At 40.0% G+C, this 23,243-nt stretch carries 23 protein-coding genes and 1 pseudogene; 5 read left to right on the top strand and 19 right to left on the bottom strand.

Annotation, left to right across the window (positions count from 1 at the left end; all coding sequences use genetic code 11):
• Positions 1 to 141: 141 nt before the first annotated feature.
• Positions 142 to 1,491: a dihydrolipoyl dehydrogenase family protein gene (locus EJ994_RS11480; RefSeq protein WP_126592562.1), complete on the top strand. Its 1,350-nt coding sequence runs from the start codon at positions 142 to 144 to the stop codon at positions 1,489 to 1,491.
• On the opposite strand, the gene EJ994_RS11475 is transcribed toward EJ994_RS11480, so the two are convergent.
• From EJ994_RS11475 to EJ994_RS11455, 5 genes are all read right to left on the bottom strand, one after another.
• On the bottom strand, positions 1,488 to 2,285 hold the full coding sequence (locus EJ994_RS11475; protein WP_126592561.1) for a tryptophan-rich sensory protein: 798 nt from the start codon (positions 2,283 to 2,285) through the stop codon (positions 1,488 to 1,490). The two genes, EJ994_RS11480 and EJ994_RS11475, sit on opposite strands and share 4 nt — an antisense overlap.
• A gap of 68 nt (positions 2,286 to 2,353) precedes the next feature.
• Entirely contained in the window at positions 2,354 to 3,025 is a 672-nt protein-coding gene (pdeM, locus tag EJ994_RS11470) for a ligase-associated DNA damage response endonuclease PdeM (RefSeq protein WP_126592560.1), read from the bottom strand.
• Positions 3,026 to 3,322: 297 nt separating this feature from the next.
• A complete protein-coding gene (locus EJ994_RS11465) occupies positions 3,323 to 5,785 on the bottom strand; it encodes a ligase-associated DNA damage response DEXH box helicase (RefSeq protein ID WP_126592559.1) in 2,463 nt (820 codons plus the stop codon).
• Between the two features lie 3 nt (positions 5,786 to 5,788).
• On the bottom strand, positions 5,789 to 7,423 hold the full coding sequence (locus EJ994_RS11460; protein WP_126592558.1) for an ATP-dependent DNA ligase: 1,635 nt from the start codon (positions 7,421 to 7,423) through the stop codon (positions 5,789 to 5,791).
• On the bottom strand, positions 7,420 to 8,442 hold the full coding sequence (locus EJ994_RS11455; RefSeq protein WP_126592557.1) for a ligase-associated DNA damage response exonuclease: 1,023 nt from the start codon (positions 8,440 to 8,442) through the stop codon (positions 7,420 to 7,422). Before EJ994_RS11455 ends, EJ994_RS11460 begins: the two co-directional genes overlap by 4 nt.
• A 101-nt stretch (positions 8,443 to 8,543) precedes the next feature.
• Here EJ994_RS11455 and EJ994_RS11450 point away from each other — a divergent pair, with 101 nt between their 5' ends.
• Positions 8,544 to 8,966, top strand: coding sequence for a TerB family tellurite resistance protein (locus tag EJ994_RS11450; protein WP_099572975.1), 423 nt, complete (start codon positions 8,544 to 8,546; stop codon positions 8,964 to 8,966).
• 56 nt (positions 8,967 to 9,022) lie between these two features.
• Here EJ994_RS11450 and fbp read toward each other — a convergent pair whose 3' ends face one another.
• Entirely contained in the window at positions 9,023 to 10,030 is a 1,008-nt protein-coding gene (fbp, locus tag EJ994_RS11445) for a class 1 fructose-bisphosphatase (RefSeq protein WP_099572974.1), read from the bottom strand.
• Between the two features lie 112 nt (positions 10,031 to 10,142).
• On the opposite strand from fbp, the gene EJ994_RS11440 reads away from it, so the two are divergent.
• The 3 genes from EJ994_RS11440 (at position 10,143) to EJ994_RS11430 (ending at position 13,824) form a co-directional block, all read left to right on the top strand.
• Complete coding sequence (locus EJ994_RS11440) at positions 10,143 to 10,622, top strand: GNAT family N-acetyltransferase (protein ID WP_126592556.1); 480 nt, start codon at positions 10,143 to 10,145, stop codon at positions 10,620 to 10,622.
• Positions 10,623 to 10,667: 45 nt separating this feature from the next.
• Entirely contained in the window at positions 10,668 to 11,915 is a 1,248-nt protein-coding gene (locus EJ994_RS11435) for an aspartate kinase (RefSeq protein ID WP_126592555.1), read from the top strand.
• A gap of 85 nt (positions 11,916 to 12,000) precedes the next feature.
• On the top strand, positions 12,001 to 13,824 hold the full coding sequence (locus tag EJ994_RS11430; RefSeq protein WP_126592554.1) for a GNAT family N-acyltransferase: 1,824 nt from the start codon (positions 12,001 to 12,003) through the stop codon (positions 13,822 to 13,824).
• On the opposite strand, the gene EJ994_RS11425 is transcribed toward EJ994_RS11430, so the two are convergent.
• The 13 genes and pseudogenes from EJ994_RS11425 to EJ994_RS11370 all read right to left on the bottom strand — a co-directional run bounded on the left by EJ994_RS11425 (position 13,821) and on the right by EJ994_RS11370 (position 23,066).
• Complete coding sequence (locus tag EJ994_RS11425) at positions 13,821 to 14,318, bottom strand: GNAT family N-acetyltransferase (protein ID WP_126592553.1); 498 nt, start codon at positions 14,316 to 14,318, stop codon at positions 13,821 to 13,823. The two genes, EJ994_RS11430 and EJ994_RS11425, sit on opposite strands and share 4 nt — an antisense overlap.
• A gap of 19 nt (positions 14,319 to 14,337) precedes the next feature.
• Entirely contained in the window at positions 14,338 to 14,826 is a 489-nt protein-coding gene (locus EJ994_RS11420) for a DUF6428 family protein (protein WP_126592552.1), read from the bottom strand.
• 11 nt (positions 14,827 to 14,837) lie between these two features.
• The gene (locus EJ994_RS11415) at positions 14,838 to 15,161 is read right to left on the bottom strand and encodes an ArsR/SmtB family transcription factor (RefSeq protein ID WP_126592551.1); all 324 of its coding nucleotides are present in this window, start codon (positions 15,159 to 15,161) and stop codon (positions 14,838 to 14,840) included.
• A gap of 113 nt (positions 15,162 to 15,274) precedes the next feature.
• Positions 15,275 to 15,769: an NINE protein gene (locus EJ994_RS11410; RefSeq protein WP_126592550.1), complete on the bottom strand. Its 495-nt coding sequence runs from the start codon at positions 15,767 to 15,769 to the stop codon at positions 15,275 to 15,277.
• 50 nt (positions 15,770 to 15,819) lie between these two features.
• Positions 15,820 to 16,209, bottom strand: a complete 390-nt coding sequence (locus tag EJ994_RS11405; RefSeq protein ID WP_126592549.1) for a VOC family protein — start codon at positions 16,207 to 16,209, stop codon at positions 15,820 to 15,822.
• A gap of 54 nt (positions 16,210 to 16,263) precedes the next feature.
• Positions 16,264 to 16,719: a DUF1801 domain-containing protein gene (locus EJ994_RS11400; RefSeq protein WP_126592548.1), complete on the bottom strand. Its 456-nt coding sequence runs from the start codon at positions 16,717 to 16,719 to the stop codon at positions 16,264 to 16,266.
• A gap of 28 nt (positions 16,720 to 16,747) precedes the next feature.
• Positions 16,748 to 17,689 (bottom strand): 2-hydroxyacid dehydrogenase, encoded by a 942-nt coding sequence (locus tag EJ994_RS11395; RefSeq protein ID WP_126592547.1) that lies wholly within the window; start codon positions 17,687 to 17,689, stop codon positions 16,748 to 16,750.
• Between the two features lie 101 nt (positions 17,690 to 17,790).
• Positions 17,791 to 18,156 (bottom strand): cupin domain-containing protein, encoded by a 366-nt coding sequence (locus EJ994_RS11390; RefSeq protein WP_126592546.1) that lies wholly within the window; start codon positions 18,154 to 18,156, stop codon positions 17,791 to 17,793.
• Between the two features lie 54 nt (positions 18,157 to 18,210).
• A complete protein-coding gene (gene mgtE / locus EJ994_RS11385; protein ID WP_099572962.1) occupies positions 18,211 to 19,563 on the bottom strand; it encodes a magnesium transporter in 1,353 nt (450 codons plus the stop codon).
• The gene (gene rsmA / locus EJ994_RS11380; RefSeq protein WP_126592545.1) at positions 19,550 to 20,419 is read right to left on the bottom strand and encodes a 16S rRNA (adenine(1518)-N(6)/adenine(1519)-N(6))-dimethyltransferase RsmA; all 870 of its coding nucleotides are present in this window, start codon (positions 20,417 to 20,419) and stop codon (positions 19,550 to 19,552) included. The genes mgtE and rsmA overlap by 14 nt, the downstream gene beginning before the upstream one ends.
• Before the next feature lie 114 nt (positions 20,420 to 20,533).
• Entirely contained in the window at positions 20,534 to 20,854 is a 321-nt protein-coding gene (locus EJ994_RS17620; protein WP_410504179.1) for a gamma-glutamylcyclotransferase family protein, read from the bottom strand.
• Between the two features lie 6 nt (positions 20,855 to 20,860).
• A pseudogene (locus EJ994_RS17615) lies at positions 20,861 to 21,166 on the bottom strand (DUF4286 family protein); the annotation flags it as partial.
• A gap of 118 nt (positions 21,167 to 21,284) precedes the next feature.
• Positions 21,285 to 23,066 (bottom strand): tetratricopeptide repeat protein, encoded by a 1,782-nt coding sequence (locus EJ994_RS11370; protein WP_126592544.1) that lies wholly within the window; start codon positions 23,064 to 23,066, stop codon positions 21,285 to 21,287.
• Between the last annotated feature and the right edge of the window lie 177 nt (positions 23,067 to 23,243).

Below are 23,243 nucleotides of genomic sequence, written 5' to 3'. Positions count from 1 at the left end.
GTGCGAGGACATGGACTGGTTTAGTATTTTTCGGGTATGTAAAACTTGTTGCCTACCAGTTATGAGCCCGATATCTAATCAACGGTAGCAATAGTGCGGTGTTAACAGGAAATGAAGATTTCATAAAAACAACTTGTTAAGATGGAAGAAAAGGAATTCGATGTTTTTGTAATTGGAAGCGGTATAGCGGGCCAGACCGTTGCGGAAACTTGCGCAAAAGCGGGTAAGAAGGTCGCTATAGTGGATAATAGAGAGTTTGGAGGCACTTGTGCCAATAGGGGGTGCGACCCAAAAAAGGTCTTGATGTCATTGACCGAAATTTTGGAAGATGCCCATAACCTTAAAAAGAAGGAAATCTTACAATCCCCAAAATTCAATTGGAAAAAGCTACAGCAGTTTAAAAAGAAATTTACGGCCAAGGTGCCCGAAAGCACAGAGAAGAAATTAAAAAATTTGGGAATAACCCTGTACCATCAATCTCCAAAATTTTTGGATGAGCGCACGGTGCTGGTCGAAGGTAAAAAGATTATCGCAAAACACTACGTCATTGCAACCGGATACGAACCTCGGAAATTTAACTTTGATGGGCATAAGCATTTAAAAAGTAGTGACGAATTTTTAAATTTAAAGGCACTGCCCAAACACATTACTTTTATGGGGGCGGGCTATGTAGGAATGGAACTTGCCCATATTGCGGTACGGGCAGGAGTTAAAGTAACCGTCATCGATTCTGGTGAGCGACCTTTAAGCGCATTTGATAAGGATTTGGTGAAAGAGCTCACCCATTATTCCAAGAAATTGGGAATCGACTATATTTTTAAGGCTAAAATTACTTCGCTACAAAAGCTAAGGAAGAATTACAAGATTACCTATATTAAAGGCGGTAAAAAACCAACGTTTAAATCCCGAATGTTATTCAATACCGCTGGTAGGGTTCCCGCTATTTCTCAGCTAGATTTGAAGAAGGCCAATGTATTATTCAGCGATGCCGGTATTGAAACCAATGCGTTTTTGCAGAGTAAGAGCAACACCGCTGTGTATGCTTGTGGCGATGTTTCCGCCAATGGATTGCCCCTTACCCCCTTATCGGGGCTAGAAGGTCATATTGCAGCGAAGAACATTTTAGAGGGCAAACAGAAAAAACTGTCGTATCCAGTGATACCCTCGGTGGTTTTTACGCTCCCCAACCTCGCATCGGTAGGCTATTCGGAAGAAGAGGCCCAAGCGCGCTTTAAAAATATAATAATCAAACAAGGTGTTGCCAATGCTTGGTTCAATGCCAAAAGAATCAACGCGCCTGTTTACAGTTATAAAATTCTACTGAACGAAAGAACCGACGAAATTGTAGGCGCCCACCTTTTGGGTCCCGAAGCAGCCGAAACCATCAATATTTTTACCATGGCCATAAATGCGAAGATGACGGCGAGAGATTTGAAGACCACTATTTTTACCTATCCCTCCTGGGTGAACGATGTTAAAAGTATGGTTTAGGTATTGGATGTTCTTTCCATTAATTTTTTTAAAAAATTGGTTTTTCTATTCTGGTATCCATGCACGAGGATGGCAATAAAAAGCACGATGCTTCCCATCAAAGCACTAAGGGCAATATTTTCTTGAGTCTCTTGATGCCTCACATAAATGGCAAATAGTGCCCAAACGCCTACCAATGCAAATTCCCGCATGTTGCGTTTTACGATCATTAGCAGATTTAGGATTACCGCTACTACAATCAGAATTATGGTCCAACTTACCTCCGTTAACGGATTCCCGTTCCATCCCAGTTTACTGAAATAGGCCGAAAAATTGGCAATGGTTGCTACGGTAATCCACCCGCTATAGATGCAAATGGGCCACCAAACAAAAGCAATAATGGAAACAGGGGCATCCCATCGCTCCATGTTGGTTCGTAGCACTACCTGCAACAGTGAAAATAAAATTCCCAACATAATAAGAACGGACATGGCCGTATAATCGTAGACAAATGCTAATACCCAAGACGCGTTCAATACATTGGCTAAACAGAACCAGTAACCGGTCTGTTCAATAAACACACTCTTCTTATCACTAAAAAAAGCTCGGCGTACCTGAAAAATACCATAAGCGAGTAGACTTAAAAAGATGATGCCCCAGATGGAAAAGGCATATGAGGCCGGGGTAAACAGATTATCGTAGGTGGCACTTATTTCGCCAATGGTGGTATTGTTCAACCGTAATGCTTGGGAGAGGTAATTAACGACAATAACGAAAATGACGGAGGCCAGATTAAGAATGGCGTATTTTTTCATGCGGTATGGGTTTCTGTAAAAATAACGATTAGACCTGTACGGGCCGTATCTATTATTAACCCAAATGGTTACCTAGCGGAACGCCTTCTTTTTTTAACTTCCTTGATAGGAACTTTCAACACGGAATCGCCCAAAAGGGCGTAGGCCTCACAGTCATCTGTTGGTTGCATCGTAAAGGTTCCCGTAAATTCCCCGAAGGCAGGCAGGATCATTTGATTTTTCGTCTTAAAGAAACAGGGGAGTCTTACGGATTGCCGGCCTAGTCCTGTAAGTTTAATGGCAGGATGTATATGCCCCGCAAAATTAAACCATCCTTCACGTTCTTCCGGGTGATGCGTAAGTAAGAATCCTTCTAGGTCTAGTTCTGATACCACGGTAATCCCCAAATCTTCATATCTCAAGGGTGATATAATATCATGATTTCCAGATACCAATACCAACTTAGCTGTAATTTTCGCACTCCATTCCTCAAATAAACCCCATTCTTTGTTGAGCGAAGAATGAAATAAATCGCCCATAAAAACAATGGTCCTCGGTTTAAAAAATGCAACGCTTTCATTTAGAACATCAAAATTCTTCTGAACGGCTTGTTGCGGTACCGCCGCCCCAAATTTTCTAAAGTGCGAGACCTTCCCCAAATGCACGTCACTGATCAACAACGTAGATCGCTCTTCCCAAAACAAGACGCCAGAGGCATGCATTGCAAAGTTGTGGCCATTAATCTGGATGGGACAGGTCATTTATTTTTTTTAACCAATACTGCCTAACTGTAGTTTTTTCTAAAAACAGCATAATGAGTTTGTAAAAGTATAATAAACATCAATACTAATTGTTACGAATTAAATGTACAAGAGAATGGACACCTCCCTTAATCCCTCCTTAAAAGGAGGGAGGTTTTACTTTGATAAAAACTACTACCTGCACCGATTAATTAGGAAAACATCCCAACATAAATTAAGCCTGTTTATTTCGCTTTATGGACTAACCATTACAAGAGGGAAGAGTAATTCCCTCTTAGAGGGACAGAAGGCCTTTTGTTACTTCATCAAAATGGCCGTCATACGTTTTATTCTATCTGCCAACTTTTCACTGGATAATTTTTCTCGCAATCTATCGGTGATTATAGGAAATGAGAACGGTGTGGCCTTTGTGCATTGCTTCCACACGGTTTCCTGCCGTGCAATACGTTCCAATGCCAGTCGTAACCGGCCTTCTTCCAACTGGTGTTCAAAGGTTTCCGTATAGGCCTGTTGATACAATAGATTATCATCCTCGAAATCTTTAAATACATCAAAAAGGAGTTGAGAACTACTTTGCAAGTGCTTCATTTTTATGCCTTTGTTGGGGTACCCGGTAAATACCATGCCGCTTATCACGGCAATATCACGGAATTTACGGCGAGCCATTTCGTTGGAATTCAGGCTCTTTTGAAGGTCTCCTAACATATAATCCGTAGTGAAAAGGTCATTGTCCAGAACTTCTTGAATGTTTATCTGTTGGTCCGATAGTAATTCAAATCCATAGTCGTTATACGCTAAGGAACAGGTTATGGGCGAAAGCAGACTTATACGATAGGCCAATAAACTACTCATGGCCTCGTGCACTGCACGACCTTCAAAAGGATAGAAGATATGGTGGTACCCATCTCTTGTTTTAAATGTTTCTATTAAAAATTCACTTGGCTTAGGAACGATACTTTCTTCCCGTTGCTTAGCGAACATGGGTGCCAAGGATTGAATTTCTATGGATTGCTCTTTTGTTTCCAATGTTGCCGTGTACAGTTCCTGTCGCAATAATTCTGACATTTGAGCGGAGAAACTTAGTCTGCCTCCCATCCAGCTGGGTACCTTATTCGTGCGTTTGGTAGAATTACGAACATGGGCCTGCATTCCTTTAACCCTTATAAATTCTAGGTTTCTCCCAGCGAAGGTAAAGACATCTCCCTGGGTTAACTTGGAAATGAAATATTCTTCGATAGAACCAATGTACCCGCCTTTTTGGTAGCGTACCGAGATATTGGCATCACCGACAATAGTCCCTATCTGAAAACGATGGCGCATGGCTATACCACGATTGGTTACCTTAAATTTTCCATCCGCCTCCACATCAACTTTTTTGTATTCATCATACGACTGAAGGCTTTGACTGCCCATCACCAAGAAATTCAACAACCATTGCCATTGAGTTCGTGAAAGCGACTGATAGCAGAATGTCTGTTTGATCTCATTATAAATTTCATCGGGATAAAATCCATCTGATACTGCCAACGTGGTAAGGTATTGCAAGAGGACATCGTAGCTGTTGAGGTATGGGATCCTGTCCTCAACGGCTTCCTGTTTAACGGCTTGTTGCATGGCAGATGCTTCAATAAGTTCCATAGCGTGTGTGGGTAAAAAGTGAATTACACTTTCTTTTCCTGGTCTATGCCCGCTTCTTCCGGCGCGTTGTAAAAATCGTGCAACACCTTTAGGTCCGCCAATTTGAACTACCGTTTCTACCGGGGCAAAATCGACCCCTAAGTCCAGACTGGAGGTACAGACCACTGCTTTTAGACTTTCGTTACGTATCGCTTGTTCTACCCAAACCCGGGTTTCTTTGTTGACGCTACCATGGTGCATGGCCATTTCGCCTGCATATTCCGGGTGTTTTTCCAGTATTTTCTGAAACCATATTTCGCATTGGCTGCGCGTATTGGTAAAAAGTAGGGTGGTTTTGCTACTATTGATTATTGGTACTACATCTTCTAACAAACGCAGACCTAAATGACCACGCCATGGAAAGGTTTCCATCTCTTTTGGGATGATGCTTTTTACCGTAATTTTTTTATTCAGTTTGGCTTTGATTAGCACTGAATTTTTTAATGCCGCTGTTTCTGGACCTAACAGCACCTCTCTTGCCTGTCCTAAATTGCCTATTGTTGCCGATATACCCCATATGCGCAAATCTTTGGAGATGACCTTTAACCTGGATAGTCCCAACTCCATTTGAACGCCTCGCTTGGTGCCCAGTAGCTCGTGCCATTCGTCTACCACAATGGCGGTACAATCCTTAAACACTTTTTCGTACCCTTTGGAGGATAGTAAAAGTTGTAGACTCTCTGGTGTGGTGATAAGGAGGTCTGGCATTTTCGTTTTTTGCCTAGCACGTTCTTTGGCGGAGGTATCACCTGTGCGTATACCAACGGTCATCTGTGTTCCCAAATCTTGGGTAATACGTTCGGCAGATTGTTGAATTTCATTGGAAAGGGCTCTTAGTGGTGTAATCCAAATAGCCTTTAAGCCTTTTTTATGTTTTGTTTTGTAGTCGGGATTTTTTTTAATGTAGTTCAACACAATCGGAAACCAAAGGGCATAAGTTTTTCCGCTTCCTGTAGGGGCGTTCAGTAGGCCATTTTTTCCCTGTAGAAAAGCGGTCCAAGCATCTTTTTGGAACTTAAAGGGCTTCCAGTTTTGCTCTTGGAACCAGGTCTCGGCTATGTTATACAAATCGCGTCTATTCATTACCTACTTGGGTATCATCGCCTTTAAATCTTCCAGGTTGTTTGCTTCGTGTATGGTTTTATCCTGTCGCCATCTAACTATTCTAGGAAATCGTGTTGCAATACCGCTCTTGTGTCTTTTTGAAAGGGCTATGCCTTCAAAAGCGATTTCAAATACGTGATGGGGCGTAACGCTGCGGACGGGTCCAAAACGTTCCAGGGTATTCTTCTTTATCCAAGCGTCCACTTTTTTAAATTCAGCATCCGTAAGACCTGAATAGGCCTTTGCAAAGGTTACGAGTTCTTTTTCTCCTTGCTCATTCTCTTGCCATAATGCGAAGGTGTAATCGGTAAAAAGATTGCTTCTTCTTCCGTGACCACGCATAGCGTAAGTAAGCACGGCATCAATAGATAATGGGTCTACCTTCCATTTCCACCAATCCCCTTTTTTTCTACCAACAAGATAAGGAGAGTCTTTTCGCTTTAGCATTAACCCCTCACTTCGCATTTCCCTAGCCCGTTCTCGTTCCTTGGCCACTTCTGACCATGAATTAAATTGTAGTCTTTGGGATAAAAATAACGGAATTTTGCCCTTAAGGTTTTTCTCGTCCTCGCTTGGTATTTCGGATGTAGTTCTGAAAAGATCCTCTAGGAGTTTACGGCGTTCCATGAAGGACTGCTGACGAATATCTTTTCCTGCCCATTCCAATAGGTCGTACGCTTTTAAAATGACGGGTACTTTCCCCAGTAATGCCTTGGAAACTGTTTTGCGGCCAATTCTAGTTTGCAAATCGTTAAAAGTTCCTATTTCTCCGTTGGGATAGGGTAGTATTTCACCGTCGATTACGGTGCCGTTAGGTATAGTGCCCACAAAAGCCTGAAATTCTGGATATTTATCCGTCACCAATTCCTCTCCACGACTCCAGACAAATAGTTCGTTATTTCTAAGAATTACTTGAGACCGTATACCGTCCCACTTATGCTCTGCCGACCATTCGCTCACATTTCCTAAATCACTTACCGCTCCTTCGATGGCATAGGCCAGATAAAAAGGGTAGGGCTTGGAAAGAAAATCGCTTTCGTTTTCTTCCAATACCAATTCTTGAAAGGTAATTTTATTGGGGTCCCAGTTGCCCATCAATTTGTAGGCTAGGATATCCTCGTCAATTGTCGTGGCTTTGGAAAGTGCCTTGGTCATCAGTTTTTGACTTACTCCAATACGAAAACCTCCGGTAATGAGCTTGGTAAAAACAAATCGCTCATAATAATTCAACACTTTCCAATTCTCGTAGAGGTAATTTTTTTTATCCTCGTCCGATTTCTTTTTTAAGGAAATCATCTCCTCTAAGAACTGCGTTAAACTTTTTTCGGTGGATTGTTGGGAAGTCGGCAGTACCAAAGCAATTGTTTCTGCCAGATCACCCACAATATGGTAACTTTCCTCAAAGAGCCACAGGGGTATGTTGGCCAATTCGGAAGCCCATTCCCGTAATAAAGTCGTATTAACAGGTCTTGGCGGACGCCGATGAGAAAGTATGGCAATGGTCCAGACTTTATCCCTGTCATTGGCCTGTTCAAAATAATCCGCCAGGGCATTCACCTTTAAGGTGGTCTTATTGGTGCTGTCCAAGGTTTTTATGAGCGCTGCAAATCTTTTCATGGTTCTACCTCTTCCTTGGCCATAATAGTTTCGTTTTCTTCTTCACCATATTGCGTTTCCTCTGTTCTGGCATCATAGCCTTGATCTCTTAAATACCTAGAAAATATTTCGGTATAGCCATGCGTACAGATAATTTTTTCTGCTCCGGTGGCTTCAATACTGGCCAGCAATCCTTGCCAATCGCAATGATCGCTCAAAACAAAACCTTTGTCAATGGCACGTCTTCTTCTAGCGCCTCTAAAGGCCATCCATCCGCTGGCCGATGCGGTAACATAGGGAACCATTTTACGAATCCAAGAGGAGCTATGCGCACTTGGGGGTGCCAAAACGATATTTCCTAAAAGCTCGGTTTTTTTGGTATCCTTCGTAATGAGATGGGTATCCGGAAAATTGACCAATGGTCGTAGCACTCGCGTCATATTTTCGATAGCGCCATGGGTGTATATTTTGCCAATATCCGTATCTAAATATTTGAGCAGACGTTGCGCTTTGCCCAGGCTATAACCAAAAAGAACGGATGTTTTTCCTTCGGCTTTATTCGCTGCCCACCATTGATTAATATTTTGTAATACTTCAGCTTGTGGTGTCCATTTAAATGCCGGCAGGCCAAAGGTACATTCTGTAATAAAGGTGTCACATTTTATAGGTTCATAAGGTGTTGAAATACCATCATCCTCTGTTTTATAATCACCCGTAAACACCCATACTTCATCTTTATGTTCCACTCTAATCTGCGAAGATCCAATAATGTGACCCGCTGGGTGAAGACTGAATTTTACGTTATTAATAACAAAGGGTTCTCCCCAGTTTACACCGGTAACGTTTATATCCCCGAGCCTATGGGAGATTATGGGTACATTTCTATGATGGGTTATATATTGTTGGTGTCCCCATCTGCTATGGTCTGCATGACCATGTGAAATAATTGCTTTTTTCACTGGCTTCCAAGGGTCTAGGTAAACCTTTGCAGGATTGCAATAGATGCCTTTATCCGTAAATTCTAAAAGAGGTTTGTTCATAGCCCTGTGAAATTACAAATTTGAGCGCAAAACAAAGTTGGGAAGTATATAAACTATGACCTCTAAAAAAATTATATTTGTGTCCAATAAATAAAGAATTTATGTCATTTACAGATTTATACGGAAACCCCGAACATAGGAAAAACGTAGCACATTTTGCCGCTATGGCCACCTTGGCGGCATCTGACGGAATAATAAGCGAGGAGGAACAATCGTTATTGGACAAATTTGCCCGTAAGTTGCAGATTTCCGATAGTGAGTACAAGGAAGTCATGAAACCCTCAAATAAATATCCAATTGAACCTCCTGTAGATTCGGAAAAGAGATTGGAGCGTTTATACGATCTTTTTAGAATCATCTTCGCTGACCACATGATAGACGACGAAGAAATGATACTCTTAAAAAGATATGCTATAGGCTTAGGTTTCTCCGAGGAAGCCGCTAATAAAGTAATAGAGCGATCCGTAGCTATATTCAGTGGTAAGATAGATTTTGAAGATTATAGCTATTTATTAAAGCGCTAATAACAATTGTGGAAAAATGGATTAAAAAAGGGGAGGCATTTGCCTCCCCTTTTTTATTAATGGTACTTATCTAAAAATTCTTGTAACTTTTCTACCATTTTTCTACTTCCGCAGAAAAAAGGAACACGCTGGTGTAGTTCCGTTGGTTCAATGTCCATAATACGCGTCTTACCTCCAACGGCTAGACCATTTGCCTGCTCCGCAATAAAGGCTATAGGGTTGCACTCATACAATAAGCGTAGTTTTCCACTTTCGGTTAAACTGCTTTTGGGATACATGTAAATGCCACCCTTTATCATATTTCTGTGAAAGTCGGAAACTAGCGAACCTATGTATCTAGAGGTATAGGGTCTGTCACCTTCTTCTTGTTGGCAATATTTAATGTAGTCCTTAACACCTTGGAGGAAATGCACATAGTTCCCTTCATTAACGGAATATATTTTACCTGTTTCCGGGAATTGCATGTTAGGATGTGATAGATAGAATGTTCCTAGGGCCGGGTTTAGTGTAAATCCGTTAACACCATCACCCGTGGTGTATACCAACATGGTAGATGTTCCGTAGACTACATATCCTGCGGCAACTTGTTTATTTCCGGGTTGCAGGAAATCTTCTAAAGTAACGGGAGTGCCTACTGGAGTTACCCTACGATATATAGAAAAAATGGTTCCAACGGAAACATTTACATCTACATTAGAAGAACCATCCAACGGGTCAATCAGAACAATGTATTTATTTTGATGTTTGTTGTCGTTACTATTTATACTGATAAAACTATCTTCCTCTTCAGAGGCAATACCACAGACGATTTCCCTGTTTTTTAAGGTCGAAATAAATTTCTCATTTGCAAAGACATCCAATTTCTTTTGTTCTTCGCCTTGGATGTTAGTATCTCCGGCATCTCCAAGAATATCGACCAATCCTGCCTTGTTCACCTCGTGGTTAACTACCTTGGCCGCCAAACGGATGGCATTAATCAGTTTAGATAACTCTCCAGATGAATATTGAAATGAGGACTGATTTTCAATAATGAACTCTCCAAGGGTCTGATTTTTTTTTGTCATCAAAAAAGAAGTTAGGTTTAGACCACAAATATCGGGTATTTTGTGAAACTACATCGTTTTAGGACATTTTACATTTCTTAAATTTATAACTTTGTGTTTTATTTGTAACAATATGGAGTTTACGATTAGAAATGCACAAGAAAAAGACATGGCTCATGTTCTTGAACTAATTCATGAATTGGCTAGGTTCGAAAAGGAGGCTAATGCTGTTGAGGTCACCGTTGATGATTTAATAGCTGATGGTTTTAAAGAGAATCCGTTGTTTCATTGTTTTGTTGCCGAGCATGGGAGTTCTATTGTAGGAATGGCATTGGTGTATCCTAGATATTCTACTTGGAAAGGACCCGTCATCCACTTAGAAGACCTCATTATTACGGAAAAAATGCGGGGTAGCGGTTTAGGTACGGCCTTATTGAATGAAGTGGTGAAATATGGAAACGATTTGGGTGTAAAACGAATCAGCTGGGAGGTAATAGACTGGAACGACCCTGCCATAGACTTTTACGAGAGCAAAGGAGCCAACGTTATGCGCGATTGGGACGTGGTACAGTTGGACGAAAAAGGAATTAAAGCATATTTAGAGAATATATAATACTGTAACTCGCTATGAAGTGAGGAATTGAAAAGAGAATTTTTTATGAGGGTTTTTAAATTTGGTGGTGCATCGGTAAAGGATGCTGCAGGTATAAAAAATGTAGTAAAAGTATTAGAGGAAGTTGGACATGCAGATACAATTTTAGTCGTTTCTGCCATGGGTAAAACCACTAATGCCATGGAGGCTGTGGTAGACGCTTATTTCAAGGATAAAAACAAAATATCCAGTACTATACAGGATATTGTAGTCTATCACCAAGATATTCTTAAAGATTTATTCCCCAATACCCAACACCAAGTGTATAAAGATGTGAAGACTTTGGTGGATGAGGTTACCGGATTTCTTGCTTGGAACAAATCACCTAATTATAATTTTGTGTACGATCAGGTGGTAGGATACGGGGAGTTGATTTCTACCACGATTATTAGTGCTTATTTAAAGGAAATCGGAATCAAAAATCAATGGTTAGACGTTAGGAATTTCATTAAAACCGATAACGCCTACAGGGATACGACGGTATCTTGGGAAAAGACCCAGGAGAATATTGCTAAGATAAATAGGGGAATATTGAATATTACCCAAGGCTTTTTAGGTAGTGATGACAACAATTTCACCACCACTTTAGGAAGAGAAGGCTCTGATTATACGGCCGCGATATTGGCCTATTGCCTTAATGCGGATTCCGTTACAATCTGGAAAGATGTACCGGGGGTTTTGAATGCAGACCCTAGGTATTTCAAGGAAACACAACTTCTGAACAACATTTCTTATCGGGAAGCTATAGAACTAGCTTTTTACGGGGCTTCTGTAATTCACCCTAAAACCCTGCAGCCGCTTCAAAGAAAGGAGATTCCACTTCACGTAAAGTCTTTTATCAACCCTAAGAACAAGGGTACTACGGTGGGTAAGGGCGTGGGGATAGAACCAAAAGTGCCCTGCTTTATCGTTAAAAAGAACCAAGTCTTAATGAAGTTGTCCTCATTGGATTTCTCTTTCATTGTTGAGGACAGCATCAGCGCACTGTTCAAACTTTTTCATGAACATAAAATGAAAGTAGATTTAATCCAAAATTCTGCAATCAGTTTTTCCGTCTGTGTGGATAATAAATTTGGTGGTCTTGAGCCATTACTAAATCAACTTAAAAGCAAATTTAAGGTTGTGCATCATGAAGATGTTTCGCTGTATACCATTAGACATTTTGATTCTAAATCCATAGAATCCTTGCAAAACGGGTATGAAATATTGCTGGAACAACGCGGAAAAGAAACGGTTCAACTGGTTGTGAAGTAGTGCTGTCTTTTATCTTTTAAAAGTTAAAATAGCAGGCTCAACTAGGGATTTTGCTATATTTACCGCACGCTAATATTTTCTTTCTATGGGTTTAGTGACCGCAAAAGAGATAGCAAAGGCTATCAACCTTTCTAAATACGGTTATGTAGGTACTTTTATCGGCTGGCTCTTGATGAAAATCACCAGAATCTCAAGTATTAATTCTTTTTACGATAAAATAGCACATCTAGATTGTGAGGACTATGCCGCGGCCATCCTAAAGCATTTTGAGATTGACTACGAGATACCCGAAGAAGATTTTAAGCGATTGCCAAAAGAGGGAGCGTACATTACCATTAGTAATCATCCTTTAGGTGCTATTGATGGTATTCTTTTAATGCGGTTAATGTTACCAAACCGTAAGGATTACAAGATTATGGCCAACTTTCTCTTACAACGGATGGTTCCTCTGGCGCCCTATATTCTTCCGGTAAACCCTTTTGAGGAACATAAAGATGCCAAGAGCAGTATAGCAGGCTTTAAGAAGGCTTTGGTTCACGTAAGAAACGGTCATCCCCTCGGGATTTTTCCGGCTGGGGAAGTATCCACCCATAAAGAAGGGAAGCTACTGGTAGATAAACCATGGGAAGAGGCTGTGTTGAAGTTGATAAGAAAGGCAGAAGTGCCTGTAGTGCCCATATATTTTCATGCTAAAAACACCAAGTTGTTTTATCGACTTTCTAAATGGAGTCCTATTTTTAGAACAGCTTTAATTCCCTCTCAAGTATTCTCTCAGCGTAATAGACCTATAAAAGTGCGCATTGGGCAACCTATTTCGGTTCAGTCCCAAAAAGAACAGGAAAATCTTGAAGAGTATACTGATCTGTTGCGCAAAAAAACCTATATCCTTTCCAATGCCTATGAGAAAGAACGACTCATAGACCAGATACCGGCGACACTGAAAATACCCAAGCCTCCCAAAAAAATTGCCGGTGCCATGCGTAAGGAGGTTATGGAGGGCGAAATTGAAAAACTTCGTGAGAAGGATTGTAGGCTACTCCAGAGTAAGAACTATGAGGTATTCCTGGCCAAAGAAAAGGACATGCCCTTTATTTTAAAGGAAATTGGTCGGCAACGAGAAATTACCTTTAGGGCCATTGGCGAAGGCACCAATAATGCCATAGATTTAGACAAATTCGATGCGTATTACCATCATTTATTTCTTTGGGATAGCGATGATAAATGTATTGTGGGAGCTTATAGAATGGGTATGGGGGCGGAAATTTTTCCAGAGTATGGTATCGATGGCTTTTACCTGCAGGATTTGTTTCGCGTAGAACCGGAGTTATACGGTATGATGAAAAATTCCATAGAAATGGGCAGGGCTTATATTGTAAAGGAATATCAGCAGAAACCTATGCCGTTATTCTTACTATGGAAAGGTATCGTGCATACCACGCTAAGATACCCAGAACATAAATATTTAATCGGAGGGGTAAGTATAAGCAACCAATTTTCAAATTTCTCTAAGTCACTTATGATAGAGTTCATGAAATCTAATTATTGGGACCCTTATGTTGCCCAGTATATCAGACCAAAAAAGGAATTTAAGGTAAAATTGAATGATGCCGATAAGGAATTTGTTTTTGACGAAACCCAGGCCGATTTAAATAAATTTGACCGTTTAATAGACGAGGTAGAACCGGGTAGTCTGCGTTTACCGGTATTGATAAAGAAATATATTAAGCAAAATGCAAAGGTCGTTGCCTTTAATGTTGATCCGTTATTCAACAATTCTGTAGATGGCTTAATGTACATTAAAATCGCCGACTTACCAGAAAGTACCGTGAAACCTGTTATGGAAGAGTTTCAGGCAGAGTTGGAGCGTAAATTAATGGAGACCCAGTCTAAAGGAAAAGAAGAATCCTAATCTATACCGACTAGCTCACTTCGACGCTCAAAAAGTAAATTATCTTTCCAAGCTCCTTGGCTTGTTCTGCCTACTCTTTCACGTTTGCCTATATACCGGAATCCGACCTTTTCATGGAGCTTAATACTGGCTTTGTTCTCTGGAAAAATGCCCGACTGTAAAGTCCATAACCCTTCTTTTTCGCTTTCATAGATGAGATGCTTCATGAGTAGTTTTCCCACTCCTGTTCCTCGAGAGGTCCTGCTGATATACACACTCACTTCTCCAACCCCGCCGTAAACACATCTGCCGGACACTGGAGAAAGTGCCGCCCATCCTATCACCGTAGTCTTGTCAAGAGCAACTATTCTACAACTTTTTAGGTGTGCCTTATCCCAATCCTCATAGGTCGGTACTTTTGTTTCAAACGTGGCGATACCTGTATCTATACCCTCGTTGTAGATTTCTGAAACAACATTCCAGTGACCCTGCTCCATCGGTTTAATAACAATCATCCTAATTCTTTTAGATTAGTTAACAACACCCACTTTCCGGACTACAGGAATTTGCGGAACTGGAAGTCATTTCAACAGGAACACCACAAGTGTCCTTAGCTTTGCAGTCTGTTTGTTCTACGCCAAGATGAAAAACCAAATTGTTTCCCGCTACTTGGTGCGCATTAACAAAAAGTTGAGCGGTATGAAAATTTGGGTTGCTGTATTCAAATTTTACTTCTACCTCTTTCTCCATGGGTTTTATCTTATCTACCTTGTTTAAAATGGATAAGGCTTTAAAGGCGGACATATAATCTCTTTTACCAATTTCTTCAGGACTTTCCCATAGTTGAATAATGGTTTCTTTCCAGAAGTCAGTCCCTGCACCGCAGTCTACGGAATCAATAGTTATATTTTTAACCTCTGTAATATGATAATTCGCCGGTACAAGTTGTCCCGGTTTGTATTCAAACAAAAGGTTTTTGTTGGGATTTTCTTTTAAGAGGGATAAGAATTCGTTCGTTTTCATAGTTTATGTTATTAACAACAATTAAATTTAGTTTTATCAAAAAAGGAATTGAGAAGGTCTTGTATTTTCTTCCATTTTTTTAGGTTGATGCAATAGCAGACCCGTTTACCCTCAATTTCTCCTGTGATGAGGTCAATGCTTTTTAACTCCTTTAGGTGTTGGGAGATGGTGGGTTGTGCCAAACCTATTTCATCTACAATATCGTTGCAGATACAGGCTTCTTGCGTACTTATATATTGCAGTATGGCAATCCTGGCAGGATTGGAAAGCACCTTGAATATGGTGGCAAGTTCGTTCTGGTTTGTATTGAATATTTGTGTCTTGGTTACACCCATAACATATTTATATATTGCAATATTACGATAATAAATGAATTAAAAAAAGCCAGACTTTAGAAAATCTGACTTTTAAAATTTTGTAAGCTTAGAAAAATTCTAAGCTCAATTTTTCAAAACCAAGGTTTTTTCCCTATTTGATAGGTGTTATAAAAATCTTCATCTGACTTAGTCAGATAAATAATTCCTTCTACCAATCCAACAATAGCGACTCCCATAACTATAAAACTACCTATAACAAAACAAGCAGTAATATAGCCTAGGATTGTAGCCCCTAGCATAATAAAACCTTCCTTTTGATAACCCAAAAGAAATTTATGAACACCAAATTGTCCCAATATTATAGCAAGAATACCTACTAACATTTTTTTATTTTCTCCGCCTCCAACTGCTTTATTTAAGCCGTCGCTAAATTCATTTGCAGTCTTTTTTGCTTCATCTGCAAAGTCATTCGCTTTTTCTTCTGCTTTGTCCGCAAACTCCCCAGCCTTTTCCTTGGCACTATCGAAGGCATCCTCTGCTTTATCTCCTAAATCTTTTGCTTTATCCTTGGCGGCATCAAAAGCATCTTCCGCTTTGTCCCCAAGGTCTTTGTTTTCTTCTGACATTTTAATTGTTTTTGGTGGTTAAAATACTTCTAAATGTAACAAATTAATAGCTATTGTAGAAAAGCTTTATCAATAGGTTCCCAAAGTTCTAATTTGTTCCCGTCAGGATCTAATATCCATCCAAATTTACCATAGCTATATTCTTCTATTTCCCCAACGACAGTTACACCTTCTTTTTTTAAGACTTGAAGTAGTTCCACTAAATTCTCTACTCTAAAATTCATCATAAAAGTAGCGGTGCTTGGTCTAAAATATTCGGTATCCTCATTCATAGGGCTCCATTGTGTGGAGCAGTCATTACCCTCCTTATCCTTCCACCAAAAGGTACATCCGTATTGGTCCGTATTCAGACCCAAATGTGTGGCATACCAATCTTTTATTTTATTTGGTTCTTTGGTTTTAAAAAAGAATCCGCCCAGTCCGGTTACTCTATTTTTCATTTTTTTTCAATATTTAGAAGTTTGTATTGTATGCGGTATAACCATGATTTAAAGCTATTTCTTTATCCGCTCCTCGTATATCCCAATCCAGTCCTTCACGGTCATTTTGGTGCTGAGTTCGGCGATAAGTTCATATGGAATATCGTCCATGTGCTTAAATCTAACACAGCTTTTGCCCATATCCAATTTTCGATTACAGTGTTTGGGATACTCCGCCACGAACCAGTTTAAAAGTTTTTTATCGGCATAGATTCCCGAGTGGTATAAGGCTACATAATTCTTTTGAGAAGCAATATTTATAAAAGGTAGCGGTAGCTTAGGGTCACAATGATAACCGTTTGGGTAAATCGTATGCGGTACAACATACCCGATCATTTTATAGTTGATACATTCTTTAAAACCGTTAGGAAGGTTTTCCTCGATGGTTTTACGTAATAGCGCGATTACTTTTTTTCGTTCCTCAGGAAGCTTGGAAATATATTCATCTACGGTTTGGGCATCGATGGTCATTTTGTTTTCCTATTGATTCGGAATAAAGTTAACAAAATTCAGCCTTGATTTTAGCAACGATGGTCTGTGCTAGTTTTTCTTTACTCTCTACGGTCCAACCTGCAACATGGGGAGAGAGCAGTACATTTTCCGCCTTAATAAGATATTGAAAGGCTTTTGGGAGAGCTTGTTCAGTGAACATGTTTTCAAAGGATGTTTTTTCATATTCTAATACATCTAGCCCTGCACCCAAGATTTTTTGGGACTCCAAGGCATGGACTAAATCTTCTGTGTTAACGCATTTACCCCTGGCGGTATTGAACAGCCAAAAAGGTTTCTGAAACTTTGATATGAATTCGGAATTGACCATCCCAAGCGTGAGTTCTGTTTGGGGAACATGAAGACTTATAATGTCCGCTCTTTGTTGCAGTTCCATAATGCCTACCTGTCTTGCATTATCGTCTTCAACGCCTCCTTTGATGTCATAACAGATGACTTCATCAACATCAAAGCCTTTCAGTTTTTTCGCAAAAGATTTGCCCATATGGCCGTAACCTATAATGCCAACTACTTTACCCTCTAATTCTAATCCGCGATTTCCTTCTCGGTCCCATTTTCCGCCTCGTACTTCCGTATCCGCTTTTTTAAGTTTATTAAAGAGGGAAAGTAGCATTCCTAGAGTATGTTCCCCCACTGCATTGCTGTTTCCTTCTGGAGCTGCCGCCAAAAAGATTCCCTTTGCCTTTGCATACCTTACATCTATATTCTCCAGACCCGCACCAAGCCTTCCAATAAATTTTAGATTGGTGGCTTTATCCAAAAAATCTGCATCAATGGTAAATCTACTGCGTATAATTATCCCGTTGTAGTGCTGAATTTTCTTCTCAATTTCCGATTTTGAAGCGCTATAATCCTCATCATTCTCGAAGCCTAATTGTGAAAATTGTTCTAAAAGCAATGGGTGATTGGTATCTAAGTGGAGGACTTTCATATGTTTCAGTATTCAGTATTCAGTATTCAGTATTCAGTATTTGGTAATTCGTGTTTGAAATTGGTTTTGGAGTCTATTATTATCTCGTATAAACCTTCTATTTAAATTTTAGGATAATCAGTTTGGGTCATTTCATGGGTTACATTGCCTGTGTGTGTGGTATCTTGTTTCTCGAACAATAATAAATGCACTTCTTCATCATTTTTAGTTGATGGGCAATGTTCTACTCCTTTAGGGACTACTATAATTTCGCCTTCTTTTACAATCTCTGTCCTATCCCTGAACTTCATGTACAAGGTGCCTTTCAGCACTTGAAAGAGTTCGTCTTCATTTTCATGTGCATGCCATACAAATTCACCCTGTATTTTGGCCAAAATCACTTGCATATTATCCACGGTGGCTATCTGGTGGGGGTGCCATTGCTTGCTAAATAAAGCATGTTTTTCTCTAAGGTTGATGGATTTCATAACATTGATTTTAGATGGTGCCGATTTAAAGATATTTTACGACTGACATCTATTTTAAATGCCTAAGATAAGCTTGGCAATCATAAAATAGATAAGTATGCCGAAAATATCATTACTCGTAGTGATAAAAGGTCCTGTAGCAATGGCGGGGTCAATTCCCCTTTTATGTAAGAACAAGGGCGTAAAGGTTCCAATAAACCCAGCAACGACGATTACGGCTATCAAGGAGGTAGATATGGCCAGAGCGGTCAAGAAGTCGCCCTTCCATATCCAAGTGAACAGCAATAACAACGCTGCTAAAATAACTCCGTTCAAAAGTGCCAGAAGCATTTCTTTCAATAACCGATTTCCAACGCTACCTTTGATATCATCATTGGCCAAACCCTGTACAATTATGGCACTGGATTGCACCCCTACATTTCCTGCCATGGCGGCAATTAAAGGGGTAAATAAAAATAAAATGGTGTACTTTTTAAACATTTCCTCAAAACCACCCATGATGACCGCAGCGGCAGCTCCTCCAAAAAGGCCTAGGATAAGCCAGGGCAACCTTGCTCGGGTCAACTCCCATATACTGTCATCCGCTTCCACATCTTGGGAGATACCGGCCGCCATTTGATAATCCTTATCCGCCTCTTCACGAATAACGTCTACAATATCATCAATGGTAATGCGTCCTACAAGCCTACCTATTTCATCAATTACCGGAATGGCTTCCAAATCATATTTGGACATGATTTTAGCTACTTCTTCCGGTTTTTCGTTCACGTTCACGGCATCTACCTTAGGAATGTATATTTCCCTAATGTGTGTAGCGGTAGAAACGGTCAATAAATCTTTCAAGGAAAGTCTTCCCATTAATTTCTCTTCCTTGTCCACTACATAAATGGAGTGCACACGGGTAACATTCTCGGCTTGAGCCCGCATTTCTTTTACGCATTTGGTTACCGTCCAGTTCTCGCTAACCTTCACCAATTCCTTCGCCATTAAACCACCGGCCGAGTTTTCGTCATAACGTAATAAATCAACAATATCCTTGGCATGTTCCCTATCCTCAATTTCTGAAATGACCTCTTGTACAATCTCCTGAGGAAGTTCCGCAATGATATCCGCGGCATCATCCGTATCCAGTTCCTCTAGTTCTTCGGCAATCTCTTTGGAGGAAAGGTTACTAAGAATAGCTTCCCTTACATCTTCATCCAGCTCGGTAAGTACGTCCGAGGTTTTATCACTGTCCAAAAGCTTTATGAGATACGTGGCATCATCCTCATTAAGCTCATTGATGATTTCCGCTACATCCGCGTAGTGTACTTCTTCCAGAATGGAATTCAATTGAGAATCCTTTTGGGTTTCTATAAGCTGCTCTATTTCGCTTACAAGTTCTTCTGTAAGTTTAAACGGTGTCATCTGCTATTTTCTTTGTCAAAGCTATAAAATCAGCTACTGCCAGTTGTTCTGGACGCTGGTCAAATATAGCATCTTCTTTGAGAATATCTGAAAGGGAGAACGATTTTAGACTGTTGCGAAGTGTCTTTCGCCTTTGACCGAAAGCCGTTTTAACTACCTGATAAAATAGTTTCTCGTCACAATCTATTTCAAAATCGGTTTTTCTGGTTAGTCTAAGCACACCAGATTGAACTTTTGGTGGTGGGTCAAAGACTTGTGGATGTACCGTAAAAAGATATTCCGCCCTATAGAAAGCTTGGGTCAGTACCGAAAGGATTCCATAGGTTTTACTGCCTTCTGGGGCGCAAATACGCTTCGCGACTTCTTTTTGGAACATACCCGTAAATTCGGGTACTTGTTCGCGCATTTCAAGCATTTTAAAAACAATTTGTGTTGAAATGTTATACGGGAAGTTTCCGGTGATGGCAAATTGCTCGGTTCCAAATAACGCCTTTAGGTCGTATTTAAGAAAATCGGCCTCAATTACCTTAAAAGAGTTTGTGCCCTGTAAAACCTTAGGATGTTCTAAAGGAAAACTATGGTTTAGATAAATAATAGAATCGGAATCCAGATCCATAGCTACCAAATCTATATCCTGTAGCAAAAGATACTTCGTTAAGACGCCTGTTCCTGGACCAATCTCAATAACATTTTTATAATCTTTAAAGGATAGGGTCTCCGCAATCTGACGGGCAATACCTTCGTCCTTTAAAAAATGCTGCCCTAAATTTTTTTTTGCCTTAACGGGACTCTCCTGTTTTGATTTGCCTTTATTCCCGTAAAAATCGTTCTTATTCTTCTTCCTTTTTTTTCCCATACCCTCATTTTACTCGATAATCGAGATTTAAATGTCCTAACACTTGCCTCGAAATTAAGCGCGATTCTCGTCTTTTCAATATCTTGTCAACTTGCCCTACGACAATTTACTACGCTATTTTGCAATATACGCCCATGCTTTTTCACCGGAGGCTAAAACTACTTGAATTCTTTTATAAGCCTCTCCCTCGTATGCATCTGCCTTAATGAGTTCTTCGGGAGATAGTATATATATTTTTCCCGTTAGGGTTTTGGAGCTATCATTAGACACTGCTATGGTAGGGTAGCGGTCCGCAACTTTTTCATTCGAAATGATATATCCGTTCAAAATTGCTTCTTCACCTTGGAGCACCCTAGAAAATACCCCCAGTTGCACCTCTGTTTCTTGTAGGGTTCCGTACGTAAAAAGATATTGGGTTGCGCTTGGGCGTTGCAAGGTTTGCTCGTGTGTAATTTGTAATTCTGTTCTAAAGGAAACGAACTTACCTGCAAAAAGGGTATTGGCTTCTTCTCTTAGTGTTGGCGCATCTTCTTGATAATATCGGTAGAGAGTTTCCTTGTCGGAAACGGAATATTGTACGGAATAAGTTACCCCTCCCATATCTTCCTCAACGAGTACCTTACTCATCTTTGCGCTAATGAATTTACCGGTATCCAACATATCCGGAATGTGTTTGTCCTTCATCCATTTGACCCAATGATCGTGAGCGGATTCTTCAATATTCGTAGTAACGTTATAGATGTACATTGGCCCCTCTCTTATCTCTCCAAAGGGGAGAGGATTAGTATATATTTGTTTAAATCTTCCAAGATAATTTATTTTAGAGTTAAAAGTCCTTCCCTTGAGAAGCATTTAGGACGGGTCTTTAGTTAATGGCATCTCCCCTTAATATTCTGAAATTCTTACGCGCCTGTGGAAAGTAATAGCTGTCTTGGTAGTTATAAATTATCTTCTCATAGTGTCCTTTTGCCTTTTCGGGTTTATCAAATGTTTTTCGATATAGCTCTCCCAACGCAAAATGGGCATCATCGGCCAAAATGCCATTACCGTAAAATTCTATTATTTTTTTATAATTGAACTCGGCGGATTCATACTTTTTCTGTGCTTCAAAAAGTTGTGCTTGTTTTAGTAGTGCCTCATCCTCTATTTTTTCCCCTTTATGATTTTGTAGTATATCCTCTAAGCCTTCAATGGCCTCTTCCGTCTTATTCTGATACGCTAAAAAATCTGCTCTGGCATATTTCTTTAATGCAGTTTGGGTGGAATCTTCCAATGAATTGTCAGAAATCAAAAGACTTAACTGCATAGCATCATTGGCAATGAGCTGAGAAGTAGAACCGCGTAGTACTTTTAATTGGGTCAGTGCCCAGTCGAAATCTCCTTTGTAAAAACTGGTTTCGGCAACTTTGTACCTAGCGTTTTGACCTAGGACATCGTTCTTTAATTTTTTTTGAATTTGTGAAAAATAGATAAGAGCCTCGTTAAATTTTCTGTCATAGACCAAAATGTCCCCTAAGGTTAATTTTAGGTAAGCCGTTCCCCTATCGTTAAGGGGTAACTCTAAACTATTTTTTAGTAGTTTAATCGCTAGCTCGGGACTATCCTTTTTAAAGGTCAGAAATTTGGCATAGGCCACCTGCAATTGCAGGGTTTGGGTTCTATATCCGTAGGTGTCTATAAGTTCTTCATACTTTTTTTGAATGGAAGGGTAATCGCTTTTTGTTGACTCTAATAGCTCAATATCCAACAAATTGAGGTTGGCCTCCAAGCGCGTAACTTCATCTCCCGTTTCCTTAACAATGTAATTAAATATTTCCCTGGCAATCTCGGTCTCCTCCTCATCAAGTGCGGTTTGGGCTAAATTTTCTAGCCGTACCGTTGTGCTGCCATCCATACGTTTATAAATTGCTTTTTCTTGTCTAAACGCACTGCTATATTGTTCTTGTTGTACGAATAACCAACTCAAAAGTTCGTTCCAGACAATTTCCGGTGTCTTCTGTGCCTTTTCAAGTAAAATTTGCTTGAGAAGGGTATTATTATAGTTTTCGGGGTCTTCGGTAATGAAATCATCTATATTCCTAAGAATGTTGGACTTTGAGGTTTTTCCATTGCCTATTAAATCCAAGTAGGAGCGGTACATTTTGTCAATGTTTCCTTGCTCGCCGTATAATCGCGCCAATTGAAAGCTATAATCAAGGGCCGGGTTCAACTCCATTGCCTTAGTATAAGCTAAAACAGCCTTATCTAACAAGCTGTATTTCTGAAACTGATATCCTAGGGCATAACCATAATTGGGATTTTGCTCAATAATCTGTAGGGCTTGTGTGTAATACTCATTTGCCTTATCGGGCATCTCCTGTAGGGTATAATTATAGCCTAATTCTATAAATAGACTTGGGTGTGGATTCCTCTGCTTCAACTGTTTCAAGAGAAATTCTTCTGCGTCGTTATACCTTTGTAATTGTTGGTAACAGGAAATTAAACCCTGTTGATAGTCTGTTCTTCTGGGATTTTTCTCCGCCAGTTTTTCGTAAAAAACGAGTGCCTTTTCAAAATCACCATCCGCAAAATACTGTTTTGCAAGAAAGTCTTCTTGAGCTCCAAGAGAAATAGAAAATAACAGCAATAGTAGTAGAAACAACCGCATATCGGAAATTTATCAAATTTAAGCAAGCTTGGGAAAACAATCTGTTAAGTGTTCGCTAATTCCAGTAAAAGGTGCTGTAGCTTTTGAATATATCTTGCCAGATGTACAAAAGATAGGGCCATTTACAAACAAAGCGTACGTCAATTTTTATAAAGACGTAACTTTAGAATACGATAT

The sequence above is a fragment of the Maribacter sp. MJ134 genome (genome assembly GCF_003970695.1).
Taxonomy (GTDB): Bacteria; Bacteroidota; Bacteroidia; order Flavobacteriales; family Flavobacteriaceae; genus Maribacter.
Note: the sequence above shows the minus strand (reverse complement) of the source record. Positions and strands in the feature narration are given on the sequence as shown.